The sequence below is a fragment of the Bacterioplanes sp. CLAM21 genome, from assembly GCF_059641015.1.
The window spans coordinates 2,629,869-2,645,397 of the sequence record NZ_CM184929.1 but is presented as its reverse complement, the minus strand read 5'-3'; the positions used below and the strand labels follow the sequence as shown (position 1 = coordinate 2,645,397).

Below are 15,529 nucleotides of genomic sequence, written 5' to 3'. Positions count from 1 at the left end.
CTCTAAAAACGGGGTAGAAGGCTAATTTAGAGGCTCACATCTATTCTGGAAAAGAATATTTGTTTATATTTTTATAACAAATCAGTGCTGCACGGTGGAGGACATATGAAGTTGCAACAACTGCGATACATCTGGGAAGTAGCGCATCATGATCTAAATGTGTCGGCCACGGCGCAAGTGCTCTACACCTCGCAGCCAGGAATCAGCAAGCAAATTCGCTTGTTGGAGGACGAGCTAGGAGTAGAGATCTTTGCTCGCAGTGGCAAACATCTGACCCGCATTACCCCAGCGGGTGAAGCGATTTTGCAGGTCGCTGGCGAAATTTTGCGCAAGGTTGAAAGCATCAAGCAGGTGGCGCAAGAGTTCAGCGACGAAAGAAAAGGGTCGCTATCGATCGCCACAACACACACGCAGGCGCGTTATGCCTTACCTGGTGTGATTAACGAGTTTATGAGCAACTACCCTGAAGTGTCGCTGCATATGCATCAAGGCACGCCGATGCAGATCGCTGAGATGGCGGCCAATGGCACCACGGATTTTGCCATTGCCACTGAGGCCATGGAGCTATTTGGCGATCTGATCATGATGCCTTGTTACCGCTGGAATCGCAGTATTTTGGTGCCAAAAACCCATCCGTTAGCACAAACACCAAAGCCGTCGCTAGAGCAGGTAGCCGCTTATCCACTGGTGACCTACGTATTTGGCTTTACCGGACGGTCAAAGCTGGATGAAGCCTTTACCAGTCGCGGACTAACCCCAAGGGTGGCCTTTACCGCGGCGGATGCCGACGTTATTAAAACTTATGTTCGTTTAGGCGTTGGCGTCGGCATCGTCGCTAGTATGGCTATTGATCCCGAGACAGATAGTGACTTAGTGGCCCTGGATGCCAGCCATTTGTTTGACTCCAGTGTGACCAAAATCGGCTTCCGCAAAGGGACCTTCTTGCGCGGCTATATGTACGACTTTATCGCCCAGTTTGCACCGCACCTGAGTCGCGACATCGTTGACCAGGCGGCTCATTGCCATAATCGCCAGGAGCTGGAAGAGCTATTTGATAGCATGGAGCTACCGCAGCATTAACGCTGCTCTAGCTTGCAGCAAGCAGCACAAAGTGAAATGGTGAGAGAGCCTGTCAGGCAACAGGCTCAGGATTCAAATGTGTGTCGGCAAGCTTATGACTTGCTGATAATGTTACTGGCGTGCAGCCCACATTCTTTATGACCTTCATGTTCCCACCACCAACGGCCTTCGCGCTCATGCTGATTTGGCAAAGTGGCGCGGGTGCAGGGCTGGCAGCCGATGCTGGCGAACCCTTGTTGATGTAGTGGATTAAACGGCACATCAAAAACGCGGATGTATTCCCATACCTGGGCTGAGGTCCAGTGGGCCAATGGGTTGTACTTGGTCAGCTCGCCGTTGCGGCCTTGAAAGCTGGCATCGGCTTCAACCAGTTCAATGTTGCTGCGCGTACCAGGTGACTGATCGCGACGTTGTCCGGTTATCCAGGCGTCCAGCTGCAGCAGCTTTTGCCGTAAAGGTTCGATCTTACGAATGCCGCAGCATTCCTGATGGCCATCTTCATAAAAGCTAAATAGCCCCTTGTCGTTGACCAGTTGTTGCAAGGCTTGTTGCTCTGGCGTGCGGATGTCTATGCGAATGCCGTAGTGCTTGCGCACCGTCTCGATGAACTCATAGGTCTCTGGATGCAAACGACCCGTGTCGAGGGTGAAAACATCAACATCGGCACGAACCTTAACGGCCATATCAATCAATACCACATCTTCGGCGCCGCTAAAGGACACGGCGATGGCGTCATGGGTCTCCAGCGCTTGGCGCACCACATCTTTAGGACGTTTATCGGACAAGCTTTGATTGAGCTGCTCTATTTCTTCACTCATCAGTCGATTACCTGTTTTTATCGGTGTTCACGGTACTTCTGTAAGACTAACATGGGTTTTTTAGTCAATTTAATAATAAAAAAGAATACTAGCATCCGTTTGAAATATAAATTTGGCGGAAACTACTGAGGGTGAATTGTCTTATTTTACCTGGCTGTTACAGTCAGTGGCCATAAAAATGACCAGCGAGGAAGCACCATGGAAATCGCATGCCTGGATTTGGAAGGGGTATTAGTACCCGAAATCTGGATAGAGTTTGCTAACAAAACGGGAATTGATGAGCTTAAAGCCACTACCCGTGATGTGCCTGACTATGACGAACTAATGCAGCAAAGGCTGCGTATTTTAGATCAGCATCAGCTCAAAATTCAGGACATCCAGGAAGTGATTGCCACCTTAAAACCTCTGGAAGGGGCGCGTGAATTTATCGACTGGTTGAGAGAGCGTTTTCAGGTCATCATTTTGTCGGATACGTTTTATGAATTTTCCCAGCCGTTGATGCGTCAATTGGGATTCCCGACCTTGTTTTGCCATCGACTGGTGACCGATGACAGTGGCAGGGTGGTGGACTACCAGTTGCGCCAGGCCGACCCGAAGCGTCAATCCATTCGGGCATTGCAAACCTTGTATTATCGAACCATTGCGGCCGGCGATTCCTACAACGACACCACTATGCTGGCCGAAGCCGATGCGGGTATTTTGTTTCATGCGCCGCAAAATGTGATTGATGAGTTTCCTCAGTTTCCTGCCGTGCACAGCTACGACGATCTTAAGAAAGAATTTATAAAAGCCAGTGAGCGTGACTTGACGCTCTAACTCTGTTTGGTAAGCGCCCCTTGTTGCCAAGGAGCGCGGCCTAAAACTGACACTCTGCAGGCATGGCTATGAAGGGTAGCCAGCGATGGGGCTGTAGGTAATTGACTGGTGTTCTTTCGTCTTAAGGGGCTCGTTGAGGTGGTTTTCAGTGCCGGACGCTATCTCTTATACCGTTATCTGTATGTGTTGCTGACGATGTTTGTGCATAGCTTTCAAGTCTCGGTTTCGAATGCTCTTACATGCCTCTACTTTGCTGCGTATGTAACTCGGTGGGATGGTGATCGACAGGTTTCAGCCTAAATCACCCGATATTCTGCTGGTTGATTTCAGCTCGTCGTGTCGGTTCCCAACAGCCTATAAAGGGTGATCCAGGATTCGTTGTACCTTGTTCAGTATTTCCTGGTATTCGGATTCGGCAGTGCTGTCGAGCACGATGCCGCCACCACCCCAGCACTGGGCGCCATGGGGTTGCGCACAGATAGTGCGAATTAAAATATTAAAATCGCTATGGCCAGCATCATCGAAATAGCCCATGGAGCCGCAATAAAAACCACGCGGAGCTAGCTCCAGCTCGTCAATGATTTCCATGGCCCGGCGTTTGGGGGCGCCAGTAATAGAACCGCCCGGAAAGGCATCAAATACCGCCGTTGCATGGCTAATGTTGTCCACCAGTTCAGCTTCAATGGTGCTGACTAGGTGATGAACGTTGGCGTGGCTTTGAGGTGCAAACAGTTCGACTACCCGCACGCTGCCAGTGCGAGCGTGGCGGCTGAGATCATTGCGCAGTAAATCAACAATCATTAGGTTCTCAGCCTGATTTTTTGGACAAGCCTGCAATTGCTGCAGCAGCTGTTGATCGCGTTGCGGATCTTCGCTGCGCGGAGCCGTGCCTTTTATCGGGCGCGTTTCAAGGTGGTTGTGCTCTATGCGAATGAAGCGCTCTGGACTAACGCTGAACAGGGTAAAGTCCTGAGTTTTAAGGTAGCCGCTAAATGGAGCGTTAAAGTTCTCCAATAGCTGAGTCGGCGATTGCTGGGTTAAATCATCCTGGCAATAAAATGGCATGGTCAAGTTGGTTTGGTAGCAATCGCCACTGCGCAAGTAGTGTTGTATGCGTTCAAATGCGTGTTGGTACTGTTGTTGCGTCCAACCAGGTTGCCAATGCCTGGGTTGGCTTGGAAATATAGCTGGTGTGTTAGCCAGTAGATTATCCAGCGCTTGCAGCCAGTAGGATGCATCCGTGGCGGTAGGGTTAATTAACGTTAGTGTGTCCGTCGTTAAATCGAGATGGAACGACAAGGGGTAGTAGCCGAACCAGGCCAACGGAAGTTCAGTGGGTTGAGGCTGCAGCCCATTGCTGTCGTTGCAGTGTCCAGCGTTATAGCTAAAGACGCCGGCCCAGCCGGAGCAAAACACTGTCTGCGGTTGCTTGTTAGTTATAGGGTCTGCTTCAGTCTGGCGTAAAAGGTCTAGTAGTTGTTCTTTGTTGTTGGCCTGCAAGCACTGAGTGGGGGCGAACGAGAGTACTGCAATGCCTTGCTCCAGGTCATCGTGATCGCAGGCCTTGCCCGATTGTTTGTCAGTTTTACCCGAGGTGCCATCGTAAAAGAGGATTGGATTATCCAAAAAATGGCAGTATTTCAGTAGTTTACGGGCGCTGTAGGGGAGTTTTGTATGTATCATTTTGTGCCAATCAAATGGCCTGGCCAACTAAGATAAGTGCCTGATTTTACAGTAAATGTGAGGCAACGTCTGGGGTTGGCTTTGGTTATATCATAGCGATTTGCGTAATTGGCCGTAAAAAAATGTAACAACAGCAGTGGACAGCGCCAGCCCTCGAGTAATAGATTAGCCTCAGTTCAGATCTGGATGCCTCTGGACTACCAAAGCGAATAACAATAACAGCTGACTGTTTTCAACAGTTCACCGCAGTTGCTTAACCGCTCGTATGAGCCAAGCAGGGCTGCTGCAGTGAAGAGGCCGATAACGGCCCGCACAACGCAAAAAAATAATCAGGAGTGTGCACACATGAAACTTCTCAAAAAAGCGTCTCTCGCCGCGGCTATCGCTGCTGCCCCATTTGCAGCCCAAGCTTTGCAGCCACTGGATGATACGACGTTATCCAATGCTACAGGCCAAGCGGGTGTGACCATTGAGATTGATATCGATGGTTCTGGTATTTCCGTTGGCGAAATCGAATATACGGACGAAGGTTCTGTATTGCTGCAAGATATTCGCGTTAGCAATGTAAATAATCTGACACAGACTATCGACGTTGATGCTAATGGTAACTTGGCGATTGGTGTAACAGGTGTGACTGGTATGCAAGTCGCCATCGGCGATACCGCTGCAGACACTTCTGGTAACTCATCTGCTCTAGCCTTGCGTAGTACTAGTGGTGCGACAACTGAGGTCGTCAACAATATCGATATGACGTTGAATCTTGGCCAGTCAGAAACTTTTATCTTTAACCTCGAACAAGCAGGTAATAGCGTTACTTTTGCCAACGGTGATGTGGTCAATACCGCAGATCTACCAGCCTCTGCTCAGGTAGGTTCGGTTGCAATTCTGTCACGCAGTGCCATCGAGATTACCGATATGAATGTTGGTGCTTTTGGTTACACACGGGCGCAAGCCGATGCACGTGCTGACAGTGCGGCCTATGGTGGTGATGGTGATGGTAGCTTGAGTGCTGGTGAGCAGGCGGTTGCAGACAGTCTTGCTAATGGCTCTGCAGTTCAAATCGAAGGTCTGAAGTTCTATGGCACCGGTGGCCAGGGTACTGCTGCAACCATCGATCAAACGATCTGGGCAAAAGGTGGCACCGTTGCTCAAGGTGGTGGTGTCTATATTAAAATGGGCCAGATTGCTGGTACCTTAGACATTGCTGCTATTAAGATGGGTAATGAGTCCATTGGTGGTATCAAGGTTTCAGACATCAATCTTGCTGGTATGACTCAGCGAATCTACGGTCACTAATTCGTAGAGCTTGATGTGGTATTAAAAAGCGGGCTTTTCTAAGCCCGCTTTTTTTGGTTATTGATTGGCGAGGTTTGTAGTACGCGTATGCGGTTGTGTTGTTTGATGTTGATTGTTCTATTAGTAGCTTGTGGCAACGAGCAAGACAATTATAAAAAAAAGAAAGAAACGGTAGAAAATATAACTGAAGTTCCAGCTCCTTCAGTGGATGATGAGCCTTCTAATAATGATGATTCCTCAAATAATGAAGCCAATAAAGGGTTAGTGGGATCGGATGATGAAAAGCAAGAAGGCACTGAGGACCCTGGAGAGACGGTGCGGCCTGTTTCGCCGCGCGCAGACGTACCTGGCGCTTTAGTGGGGCTGTGGAAGCCAGTGGGTAATGATTTGGGCTTGGCGGGAAAGTTTCATTGCGCTAAGCATCAGGCTAACATTGGTTACCTCGAAATTTCGCAGAATGGGCAGGTAAAAGTTCACGATTATATGGATGATGAGTGTACTCGTGCATCTCAGTGTTACTGGCGGTCCGAAGAGTATCTAGTGGATGAGGTGATTTCGGATACGGCGTTGACTCTCAAAGTTAAAGGTGGAATTCATTCTCGCTTGAAGCTGTCCGTTAGCCCAGCTTCCGATGGTGACTTTCAGTTCAGCGTGGAAAATTTGATCGCGGGTGTTGAAACTGAATATTCTTATCGTCGCGAGAAAGCCATTACAGCTATCGATTTGTCTCCAGATTGTCGCGATACCATACTGCCCAAAAAAGACTCTTTTGATACCTTAAGGGCCCTGCTTAATGAGGTGAAAAACACACCGAGCGGCTCACTCAATAACTACTTCTGTCCCGGAGTATCATGGGGTGGCTTTAGCTATGAAGGTGTTGATAGTTACGTTATTTACACAGATAGATTGGTTGATCGGCCCTTTTCTTTTTCGACTCAAAGTAACTATGCCCTTGATCTGATGGCGGGTGGGCAAGTTCATCAAAGGACGTTTTCGATGGCGTTGAATCGATCCGTTGTTCCTTACCAATGGTGCATATATGGGGTCTATCAAGGCCATCTTAGGTGACCTGTCACTGGCTTGAATGACTAAAAAACGGCTTGGTGCTCTATGTGATTTTATGTAACATGAGTACCAAATCACATAACAATAATAACGAGGCTGGCTACTGTGTTTGTCATTCTTCTCGGATCCATCATTGGCTTTGCCATGATCCACGAGCTGGCCATAGTTAATGATCGCCAGCAGGGCGATACTGTTATTCGCTATGATGTCAATCAAGCCTTTCAGTCTGATCAAGTTGTCAATGTTGAACCCTTGGCGGTGCAAAAGTTTCAAAATGTGGTTCGTCAGCAATATGACTACTCCTGTGGCTCGGCGGCGCTTACCACCTTGCTCGATTATTACTTAGGGCGAAATTTTCGTGAGCGCCAGGTGATGGAAGGGTTGCTGCGCTTTGGCGAAACCGAGCGCATTGTTGAGCGTCGTGGTTTTTCTTTGTTAGATATGAAGCGCTTGGTCACGGCACTTGGTCACCCGTCTGGTGGCTTTCGTGCCGATGCCGATGACTTGCGTGAGCTCGATCACCCTGCCATTGCGCCCATTAATCATGCAGGTTTCAAACACTTTGTCGTTATTCGGGCTGTGCATGAGGATAGGGTGTATCTGGCGGACCCGGCTCAGGGTAACATTAGCTTTACTATGCAGCGATTTTTAGACATTTGGGATAACAATATTTTATTTATTGTGTTCCCTAATGGTCATACGCCGGCCAATGGTTTGGCCCTGCGTGAGGAAGATATGCGTTTTGTTGCTGACTTCGTTCTTAGTGACAATGCGTTTCGTGAGTTTCCGTTGTTGTCCATTCGTCATGAGGATGCGTTGGCCAATAAGATTGCCTCGCTATCCAATAATGCTAAATCAAGTTACGACCACAAGTTGGATGAAAATGGTAAAGCCATGACGAATGATGATGGCGATTACTTATATGAAATAACCCTAGAAGATGACGATGACGGTATCGGACCATCGGAATACAATGTTCGGGTAACACAAGACCCGACGGAGCGTATCGAAAAAACACTGCGCTTTAGAAGAAAATAATAATTATACGCAAGGACTAACCATGCTGACTCGCCACACTCTGTTTGCGCTGCCTCTGATGCTGGCACTGATGCCGGCTGTTTGGGCGGATGACAACGACCTCTCTAAGGCTCGTGAAGCACTGTCGAAGCAAGATGATGACGCCGATACAGAAAAAGCGTTGGAAGAAGTGTTTGAAGCGGCAGAAAAAAGCTATTCCTTGCTAAAACAAGGCGGCGTTGGGCTGAATTACAATTTTGACTACAGTTACTACGGTGACCAGCGCATTAACTTGGTGGTTGAGCCTAATCTTGACGATGATGGTGAGCCTACGGGCAGTTCCTCCATTCGCAATGCAGACGTGTCTCCGGCAGCGACGCATACCTTTACCAACTCGTTTACCCTCGATTACGGCCTACTCAATAACCTTACCGTCAGTGGTCGACTTCCGCTGGTGGCGAAGTTTGATACCGAAGAAAGCTTAACCACTTATGCTTTGGGCGATGTGAGTGGCACTGTGCGTTGGCAGCCGTGGGAATACGTTCCAGGGGCGCTAAGCAAAACGCTGTTTGCCACCTTTAGTTCAAAAACCGGCGACAGCCCATATGAGATTGATCTGGATAAGCACTTGGCCAGTGGCTCTGGCTACTATAGCTGGAGTGCTGGATTTAGCGCCTCTAAGGTGATGGATCCCGTGGTGCTGTTTGGGTCGGGCAGTTACGGCTACAACGTGCCGGTTTCCGATTTGAATCAGGTTCGGGGTTCTTCTTTGTTGCAAGAGGTGCATCCAGGTAACTCACTCGGCCTGTCGATGGGCTTTGCCTATTCGCTTTCTTATGACGTGTCTTTAAGTGTGTCGTTTCAGGGTTCTTTCAATGATGAAACCCGCTTTAAGCTCTACACCCCAGCGACGGATACCTACACTAGTTCCATCAGTGGCAGCCAATTATCCGGCATTATGAATTTTGCTTTAGGAGTGCGGGTGTCGCCAAAAACCATTGCTAATATCAATGTCGGTTTTGGCATGACGGAATTGTCACCCGATATCATTGTTGGGTTGTCGCTCCCTATCGATATCGAAGGCGTAAAACCGGCCTCTGGCAGCTAGGGAGTATCCACTATGAAGATAACTCCCGTTGCACGTAAGGTGCTGCCCCTAGCTATTAGCTTGGCGTCTTGTTCTGTCCAGGCGCAGCTGGCGCAGAACTTATTTTTAGATACCAAGGCTATGTCGCTCGGTAATGCCGTGACGGCAGACCCTACCGGCATTATGGATATTCATTTTAATCCGGCGGGTTTGACAAAGCTCGACGGGCGGCAATGGCAGCTGCAAGCGATGAACATTTATTTATCAGCCAAGTCCAGCTTTTCATTACCTGACGGCTATGACCCTGATGAGTCTGGTTTGTTGCCGATTCATAATGACCCTGTTTTGCAGGAGGGGGATAGCGAGGCATCGGCCGCAGCCTATATTCCGGGCTATGGCATCTTGGCTATGAACGCCTTGCCTATTTTAACTCTGCCTACGGGCGGTGTGTCTATTCAGCCGCCTGGCTCTAAATTCACCTTCGCCAATGCAGTGTATGCCCCCATGGCTGCAGGTTTCGCTAAAGATGACGACGATCCTGGTCGCTATCAAGCTAAACAGGTAGCACTGCAGCGATTTACCTACTTGTCGCCGTCTTTTGGTTATAAGGTCAATGATGAATTCTCTGTGGGAGCGAGTTTTTTGTTTTCCCATCAGGCAGTATCGGTTGTGCAGGATATTCGTGCACCGAGTGTTTTGATCGGTGTGTTGGAAGAGCTGCAAGATGCGTTTGGCTGCTTTAATGAGGATGGCACGTCAACCGGTAACGACCCATTGGCACCTCTGGTGGCTTTGTGCGGTGGTGATGTGGGGCCTTACGATGATGTTGGTGAATTACGCCTGACCACCGAAGAAAGCTTGTCGCCATCGTTTAACTTAGGCCTTTTGTGGGAGCCTGCTGACTGGTTTGCTTTTGGTGTTGGTTATCAAAGTGAAGCGGTCAGCCGGTTGAAGGGGAGTTATGAGCTCGAATACACCGAAGAATTTAATGCATTCTTTAGAAAATTTCGTTCTTCCATTATTGGTGCGATAGGCGGTGCCATTTTTTCTTTACCAACAGGAACAACCCGCAAAGAAACGGGTAACGTTTCGGTGGAAATGACCTATCCACAGCATTTGCAGCTGGGTACGAAATTTCGTTTCCTCGATCGCTATCAGCTTAATATCGATGCCGGTTGGACGGATTTTGAAAAGTGGGATGCACTTAAATTTGAATTTGACCGTCAGGTAAGCTTTCTCAGTACGGCAAAGACATTGGCACCCGGATTGGTAACAGACACCACCCTGAAGCAGACATTGGGTTATCGCAGTGTTTGGAGTTGGGGGTTTGGTTTTCAGTATGATCTTAACTCGCGGGTAAAGCTGAGGCTGGGTTATGAGCCGCGAGCGACATCGATCCCTGACGACGCTCGCAGCGTGCAGGCGCCGTTAGGTTTTGCACGTCTGTATAGTGTCGGCATGGGATATCAGTGGGATATGGACACGGTTGTTGACCTGTCACTGAGTTTCATGCAGTCTGCCGAATCCATTAAGGCGGACCCTCAATCAGCGGATCAGGCTGGCGAGTATCCGAACTCCAGTAATGCCATTAACCGGAATTGTCTGACATGTACAGTGACCAACCCCTATCCGGGATTGGACGTCGACACCAGTCTGACCATTGGTGCAGCCGGGCTCAGTTTCCGTACCAAGTTCTAATATTTTTCTGTCTGCTGCTGTCGCTTGTTTTGCCAGTGTCGGCAGCCGACAGTGATTATTATACCTGGGTCGATGAGCAGGGGCGCATCCATAATAGCCCTAAACCTGTTGCTGCAGACTCTGATACTGCCTCTGATGCGAGCGCTAAGTCCAACGCTACTGAACGTGAGTTGCCAGGTATTAATCCAGACGATTTCCCAGATGAAGCGGAAGTGCTCAAGCGCCAGCAAGAACAGCGCGAACAAAATCCACGTTTTTATATTTGGGTCGATGAACGCGGTATTACTCATCGTCAGATGTTGTCTGACGATGACATTAATGGGCAGGTAAAACCTAGTGAAATGGCTTTTGATCATATAGTGGCGCCGCCATTTCGTGTGGCTAGTGACCAGATGGACTGCTGTTCTCGTTATCGTTTTGCCTTTAAAACGCTGCTATCGCTAGAAGATGCTGAGGTGTTTGATCGTTACGCCCATGCTCAGCCAATTGAAGTCAGTGGGCACCCATATCGGGGCTGGTTTGTGTCGCTGGCAAGGGCTGAGTCGAGTGTTCGGGAGCTAGAGTTAATCCAAATGGGCGCCAGTTTGCCGAGTCATCGCAGTAGCCGGCTGGCGCTTTTGTTGCTAGATGAGCAATTTAACGCGCTATATTGGTTGCCTCGTGTGGAGGGTGTGTATGGTGCTGCTGATTGGGCGAATACGGCTCGCTTTGAAACACGTATCCAGGTGCGTGATCGCCAAGTTGAGCATGCCATTGTGATGGTGCCAGAGTCTGCCTTGGCATTAATTTCTTCTACTCGTTTATCATGGTCTTATGGAACGTCATCCGATTAATTTCGTTACTGATAGTGCACAGCAGCATGCGTTGTTGTTGCAATATCCACAATTTCCCAATGGCCCGCGTTTAGTGATGGTGCATGGCTCTGGGGTGGCGGGTGAATATACTTGGACCTATTTGTGCAATTATTTGCAGGGTTGGTCTGAGGTTCTATTGGTCGATTTGGCAGAAATGGGTCAGTCTCGTTTTACCCAGGATTTGCCCTGGCGTGCTGAATCCTATGCTGTGCAGATTCAAGAATTATTGCAGCGCTTAGATTGGCAAGCATTTGATCTGGCGGCCTATTCGTTTGGCGGCATGGTGACCTGGGCCTGGCTTAGCCAATACGTGTTATCTGGTCGGTTGTTTTTGTTGGAGCCGGCCATGTTGGGTGGTGTGTCGGTGCAGACCTTGCTAGAAAAGGCGGATGCTTATAAGCAATTGTCCCATCAAGTGATGGCTCAGCCGGCTAACTTGAGTTTATACCAAGGCTTTTTAGATATAGTTTCGCCTAAACGCCCAGCTAATGAAAAAGCCGATCAGCTGACCATAGCGCGCTTGGCGGAAAACCCCGCAGGTTTTGCCCGTGCGCTCAATACGGTGGCGACAGAGCTTGAATTAAATGCAGATACCTTTGTTGTCTGGCAGCCGCCGGTGGCAGGTATAAGTTTTGTTGGCAGTCTGACACCCGATGTGATGCATGAGCGTCATCAGCAATTACAAGATTCAACCCCAAACTGGCAATACGTTAGTATTCAAGGCGCTGATCATCGCTTGGTGTACACCCACTCGCGTCAGATTGCAGCGGCGATGAATGCACTGAATAAGCCGTCGTAGGCCAGTCTTCTTTGCTACATCGCACCTGTGTGTGCGGTTGGTTAGGTTTTTAACCGGCGTTGTAAGCCGGTATCGGCCAAAATGCGCGTGGCAATTTCTTCAATCGAGCGCGCCGTGGTGCTGATATAAGGAATTTTTTCGCGCTGATACAACAGCTCGACTTCTTCCACCTCCAGGTAACATTGCTTGAGCGACGCATATTTGCTGTTGGCGCGGCGCTCGCTGCGAATTAACGACAGCCGCTCAGGGTCAATCGATAAGCCATACAGCTTGTCATGGTGGTCGCTGAGGGACTTAGGCAATCTAAGGTCGAGCATGTCTTCTTCGGTGAGCGGGTAGTTGGCTGCTTTAATACCAAATTGCATTGCCATATACAGGCTGGTGGGGGTTTTACCGCAGCGCGAAACGCCCACTAAAATAATGTCAGCTTCGGCGTATTGGCGAGTGCGGGCACCGTCATCGTTGTCTAGGGCAAAGTTGATGGCATCGATGCGATCTTGGTAGTCATTGCTGTCGGTGGCTAGGTGTGATCTGCCGACGCTATAAGACGACTCAGTACCTAGCTCCTGCTCCAATGGTGCCAAAAAGGTGGCAAAAATATCGACTTTAAAGGCATTGGCCGAATCGACAATGGCGCGAATACTCTTATCCACTATGGTGTCGAACAAAATGACGGGCATGCCGCTTTCGGTAGCGGCTTGATTCATGCGAGTAACGGCGTCATAGGCTTTGTTTTCGTTATCGACATAGGGCATGGTAATACGCTCGAATTCCAGCCTTTCAAATTGAGCCAGCAAGCTGTTACCTAAGGTTTCTGCGGTGATGCCGGTGCCATCGGAAATAAAGAATGCGTATCGCTTCATGTAGAAATTTGCTCTGGGTACTTTTACTATAACGCGCTGCGAATCATAGCGATAAGCCATTGAAAATGACAGGAGAAGGGCGTTGACCGATTACGTACTCTGGTTTGATCAGGTGTCGATGGGCGATGTAGAGCGGGTAGGTGGCAAAAATGCATCGCTCGGTGAAATGATCAGTAATCTGGCCAACGCAGGCGTTACTGTTCCCAATGGCTTTGCCACCACGGCCGATGCCTATCGTGAGTTTTTGTCCTACCAGGGGCTGGATGGGCGCATTAATGCCGAACTCAGCGCGTTGGATGTCGATGATATCCGCATGCTGACCGAAACCGGTGCGCGCATTCGTAACTGGATTTTGGAAGCGCCGCTACCACCTGGGCTAGAAGCCGCTGTTGAAGAGGCCTTTGCCAAGCTGCAAGGTGGTAATGGCAAGATGGCCGTGGCGGTACGCTCATCGGCCACGGCAGAAGACCTGCCTGATGCCTCCTTTGCCGGTCAGCAAGAAACCCACCTGAATATTGTTGGTATTGAAAATGTTAAACACGCCATTCGTGATGTGTTTGCTTCACTGTTTAATGATCGCGCTATTGCCTACCGTGAGCATCAGGGCTTTGACCACCACAAAGTGGCGCTGTCGGCCGGTGTGCAACGCATGGTGCGCAGTGAAACCGCCTCCAGTGGGGTGATGTTTACCCTAGATACCGAGTCGGGTTTTGATCAGGTGGTCTTTATCACCAGCTCCTACGGTTTGGGTGAAACCGTGGTGCAGGGCGCCGTTAACCCAGATGAGTTTTACGTTCATAAAGATAATCTGGCCAATAATCGCCCCGCTATTTTACGTCGCAACCTGGGTGCCAAGGCCATCAAGATGGTCTACAACCAGGATGCCGCTGTTGGCCGCTCAGTTGAAACCCAGCGTGTTGATCGTGCTGATCGCCAAGTGTTTTCCATTAACGATGCAGAAATCGAAGCGCTGGCTCGTCAGGCGGTGATTATTGAGCAGCATTACGGCCGCCCAATGGATATTGAATGGGCCAAAGACGGTGACGACGGCCGTCTTTACATCGTACAAGCGCGCCCAGAAACGGTAAAAAGCCGTGCCAGCAAAACCGTGATGGAACGTTATCTGCTGCAAGAGACCGGCAAGGTATTGGTCGAAGGGCGCAGTATTGGCCACCGAATTGGTAAAGGGCCGGTACGAATTATCGACTCTGTTGATGAGATGGATCAGGTACAGCCTGGCGATGTATTGGTTGCCGATATGACCGACCCAGATTGGGAACCGGTGATGAAGCGTGCCTCGGCTATTGTCACCAATCGCGGCGGCCGTACCTGTCATGCTGCCATTATCGCTCGTGAACTGGGCATCCCTGCCGTGGTAGGCTGTGAAGACGCCACTAAGTTGTTAAGTGACGGTCAAGACGTGACCGTGTCTTGTGCTGAAGGCGATACCGGTTTTGTTTATGAAGGTGCGCTGAATTTTGATATTCGCCGCAACAGCGTTGAATCTATGCCGGATTTGCCGTTTAAAATCATGATGAACGTCGGTAATCCAGATCGTGCGTTTGACTTCCAGGGTTTGCCGAATGCTGGTGTCGGCTTGGCGCGGTTGGAATTTATTATTAATCGCATGATTGGTGTGCATCCGAAAGCGCTGCTGAATTTTGATAGCTTGCCTGAGGAAGTCAAACCTACCGTTGAGCGACGCATTTCGGGTTACGCCAGCCCGGTGGATTTTTACGTCGATAAGCTGGTTGAAGGTATTTCCACTTTGGCGGCGGCGTTTTGGCCTAAGCGGGTGATCGTGCGCTTATCTGACTTTAAATCGAACGAATACGCTAACTTAATTGGCGGTCGTTTGTATGAGCCAGAAGAAGAAAATCCGATGCTGGGTTTCCGCGGTGCATCGCGTTATATCTCCAAAAATTTCCGCGACTGCTTTGAGTTAGAGTGTCGCGCCATGCGTCGTGTACGCAATGATATGGGCTTTACCAATGTTGAAATCATGGTGCCCTTTGTGCGTACGCCGGGCGAAGCTGAGCAAGTGGTGAATTTGCTGGCCGAAAACGGTCTAAAACGCGGCGAAAATGATCTGCGTTTAATTATGATGTGCGAGTTGCCGGCGAATGCCGTGTTGGCTGAGCAATTCCTTGAGCATTTTGATGGTTTCTCTGTCGGCTCTAACGATTTAACCCAATTAACCTTAGGCTTGGATCGCGACTCCGGCATTATTGCCCACCTGTTTGATGAGCGTAATCCGGCCATTTTGGCGTTGCTGGAAAATGCCATTAATGCCTGTAAAAAGGCTGGCAAATACATTGGCATTTGTGGCCAAGGGCCATCGGATCACCCAGATTTTGCCAAGTGGTTGATGGAGCATGGTATCGACAGTGTGTCGTTGAACCCAGATTCTGTGATGGATACCTGGTTCTTCCTCGCCGATAAGGACAATTAAG

General features: G+C 49.4%; 13 protein-coding genes. 10 read left to right on the top strand and 3 right to left on the bottom strand.

Translation table 11 applies throughout. From position 1 onward, the window contains the following. Positions 1 to 105: 105 nt before the first annotated feature. Positions 106 to 1,080: an HTH-type transcriptional regulator CysB gene (cysB, locus tag AC55FS_RS12085; protein ID WP_496932508.1), complete on the top strand. Its 975-nt coding sequence runs from the start codon at positions 106 to 108 to the stop codon at positions 1,078 to 1,080. A 92-nt stretch (positions 1,081 to 1,172) separates the two neighbouring features. Here the strand turns inward: cysB and AC55FS_RS12080 are convergent, their stop codons facing one another. Continuing rightward, positions 1,173 to 1,898, bottom strand: coding sequence for a phosphoadenylyl-sulfate reductase (locus AC55FS_RS12080; RefSeq protein ID WP_496932507.1), 726 nt, complete (start codon positions 1,896 to 1,898; stop codon positions 1,173 to 1,175). A gap of 198 nt (positions 1,899 to 2,096) precedes the next feature. Here AC55FS_RS12080 and thrH point away from each other — a divergent pair, with 198 nt between their 5' ends. After that, positions 2,097 to 2,714: a bifunctional phosphoserine phosphatase/homoserine phosphotransferase ThrH gene (thrH, locus tag AC55FS_RS12075; protein WP_496932506.1), complete on the top strand. Its 618-nt coding sequence runs from the start codon at positions 2,097 to 2,099 to the stop codon at positions 2,712 to 2,714. A 354-nt stretch (positions 2,715 to 3,068) separates the two neighbouring features. On the opposite strand, the gene AC55FS_RS12070 is transcribed toward thrH, so the two are convergent. Then, positions 3,069 to 4,397, bottom strand: a complete 1,329-nt coding sequence (locus AC55FS_RS12070; RefSeq protein WP_496932505.1) for an anthranilate synthase component I family protein — start codon at positions 4,395 to 4,397, stop codon at positions 3,069 to 3,071. 345 nt (positions 4,398 to 4,742) lie between these two features. Between AC55FS_RS12070 and AC55FS_RS12065 the strand changes: the two genes are divergently transcribed. The 7 genes from AC55FS_RS12065 (at position 4,743) to AC55FS_RS12035 (ending at position 12,213) form a co-directional block, all read left to right on the top strand. Further along, a complete protein-coding gene (locus tag AC55FS_RS12065) occupies positions 4,743 to 5,693 on the top strand; it encodes a DUF6160 family protein (protein WP_496932504.1) in 951 nt (316 codons plus the stop codon). A gap of 105 nt (positions 5,694 to 5,798) precedes the next feature. Further along, positions 5,799 to 6,761, top strand: a complete 963-nt coding sequence (locus tag AC55FS_RS12060; RefSeq protein WP_496932503.1) for a hypothetical protein — start codon at positions 5,799 to 5,801, stop codon at positions 6,759 to 6,761. 102 nt (positions 6,762 to 6,863) lie between these two features. After that, a complete protein-coding gene (locus AC55FS_RS12055) occupies positions 6,864 to 7,796 on the top strand; it encodes a C39 family peptidase (protein ID WP_496932502.1) in 933 nt (310 codons plus the stop codon). A gap of 22 nt (positions 7,797 to 7,818) precedes the next feature. Next, positions 7,819 to 8,883, top strand: a complete 1,065-nt coding sequence (locus AC55FS_RS12050; RefSeq protein ID WP_496932501.1) for a transporter — start codon at positions 7,819 to 7,821, stop codon at positions 8,881 to 8,883. Positions 8,884 to 8,895: 12 nt separating this feature from the next. Further along, positions 8,896 to 10,560: an OmpP1/FadL family transporter gene (locus tag AC55FS_RS12045; RefSeq protein ID WP_496932500.1), complete on the top strand. Its 1,665-nt coding sequence runs from the start codon at positions 8,896 to 8,898 to the stop codon at positions 10,558 to 10,560. A gap of 35 nt (positions 10,561 to 10,595) precedes the next feature. After that, a complete protein-coding gene (locus AC55FS_RS12040; protein ID WP_496932499.1) occupies positions 10,596 to 11,393 on the top strand; it encodes a hypothetical protein in 798 nt (265 codons plus the stop codon). Next, positions 11,374 to 12,213, top strand: coding sequence for an alpha/beta fold hydrolase (locus AC55FS_RS12035; protein WP_496932498.1), 840 nt, complete (start codon positions 11,374 to 11,376; stop codon positions 12,211 to 12,213). The genes AC55FS_RS12040 and AC55FS_RS12035 overlap by 20 nt, the downstream gene beginning before the upstream one ends. 41 nt (positions 12,214 to 12,254) lie before the next feature. Here the strand turns inward: AC55FS_RS12035 and ppsR are convergent, their stop codons facing one another. Next, positions 12,255 to 13,076, bottom strand: coding sequence for a posphoenolpyruvate synthetase regulatory kinase/phosphorylase PpsR (gene ppsR / locus AC55FS_RS12030; protein ID WP_496932497.1), 822 nt, complete (start codon positions 13,074 to 13,076; stop codon positions 12,255 to 12,257). An 82-nt stretch (positions 13,077 to 13,158) separates the two neighbouring features. On the opposite strand from ppsR, the gene ppsA reads away from it, so the two are divergent. Further along, complete coding sequence (gene ppsA, locus AC55FS_RS12025) at positions 13,159 to 15,528, top strand: phosphoenolpyruvate synthase (RefSeq protein ID WP_496932496.1); 2,370 nt, start codon at positions 13,159 to 13,161, stop codon at positions 15,526 to 15,528. Position 15,529: the final 1 nt, after the last annotated feature.

Excerpts from the sequence above, each read along its gene's own strand:
- cysB (WP_496932508.1), top strand. The coding sequence starts at position 106 with ATGAAGTTGCAACAACTGCGATACATCTGGGAAGTAGCGCATCATGAT.
- thrH (WP_496932506.1), top strand. The coding sequence starts at position 2,097 with ATGGAAATCGCATGCCTGGATTTGGAAGGGGTATTAGTACCCGAAATC.
- AC55FS_RS12035 (WP_496932498.1), top strand. The coding sequence starts at position 11,374 with ATGGAACGTCATCCGATTAATTTCGTTACTGATAGTGCACAGCAGCAT.
- ppsR (WP_496932497.1), bottom strand. The coding sequence starts at position 13,076 with ATGAAGCGATACGCATTCTTTATTTCCGATGGCACCGGCATCACCGCA.
- AC55FS_RS12060 (WP_496932503.1), top strand. The coding sequence starts at position 5,799 with ATGTTGATTGTTCTATTAGTAGCTTGTGGCAACGAGCAAGACAATTAT.
- AC55FS_RS12080 (WP_496932507.1), bottom strand. The coding sequence starts at position 1,898 with ATGAGTGAAGAAATAGAGCAGCTCAATCAAAGCTTGTCCGATAAACGT.
- AC55FS_RS12070 (WP_496932505.1), bottom strand. The coding sequence starts at position 4,397 with ATGATACATACAAAACTCCCCTACAGCGCCCGTAAACTACTGAAATAC.
- AC55FS_RS12050 (WP_496932501.1), top strand. The coding sequence starts at position 7,819 with ATGCTGACTCGCCACACTCTGTTTGCGCTGCCTCTGATGCTGGCACTG.
- AC55FS_RS12045 (WP_496932500.1), top strand. The coding sequence starts at position 8,896 with ATGAAGATAACTCCCGTTGCACGTAAGGTGCTGCCCCTAGCTATTAGC.
- AC55FS_RS12065 (WP_496932504.1), top strand. The coding sequence starts at position 4,743 with ATGAAACTTCTCAAAAAAGCGTCTCTCGCCGCGGCTATCGCTGCTGCC.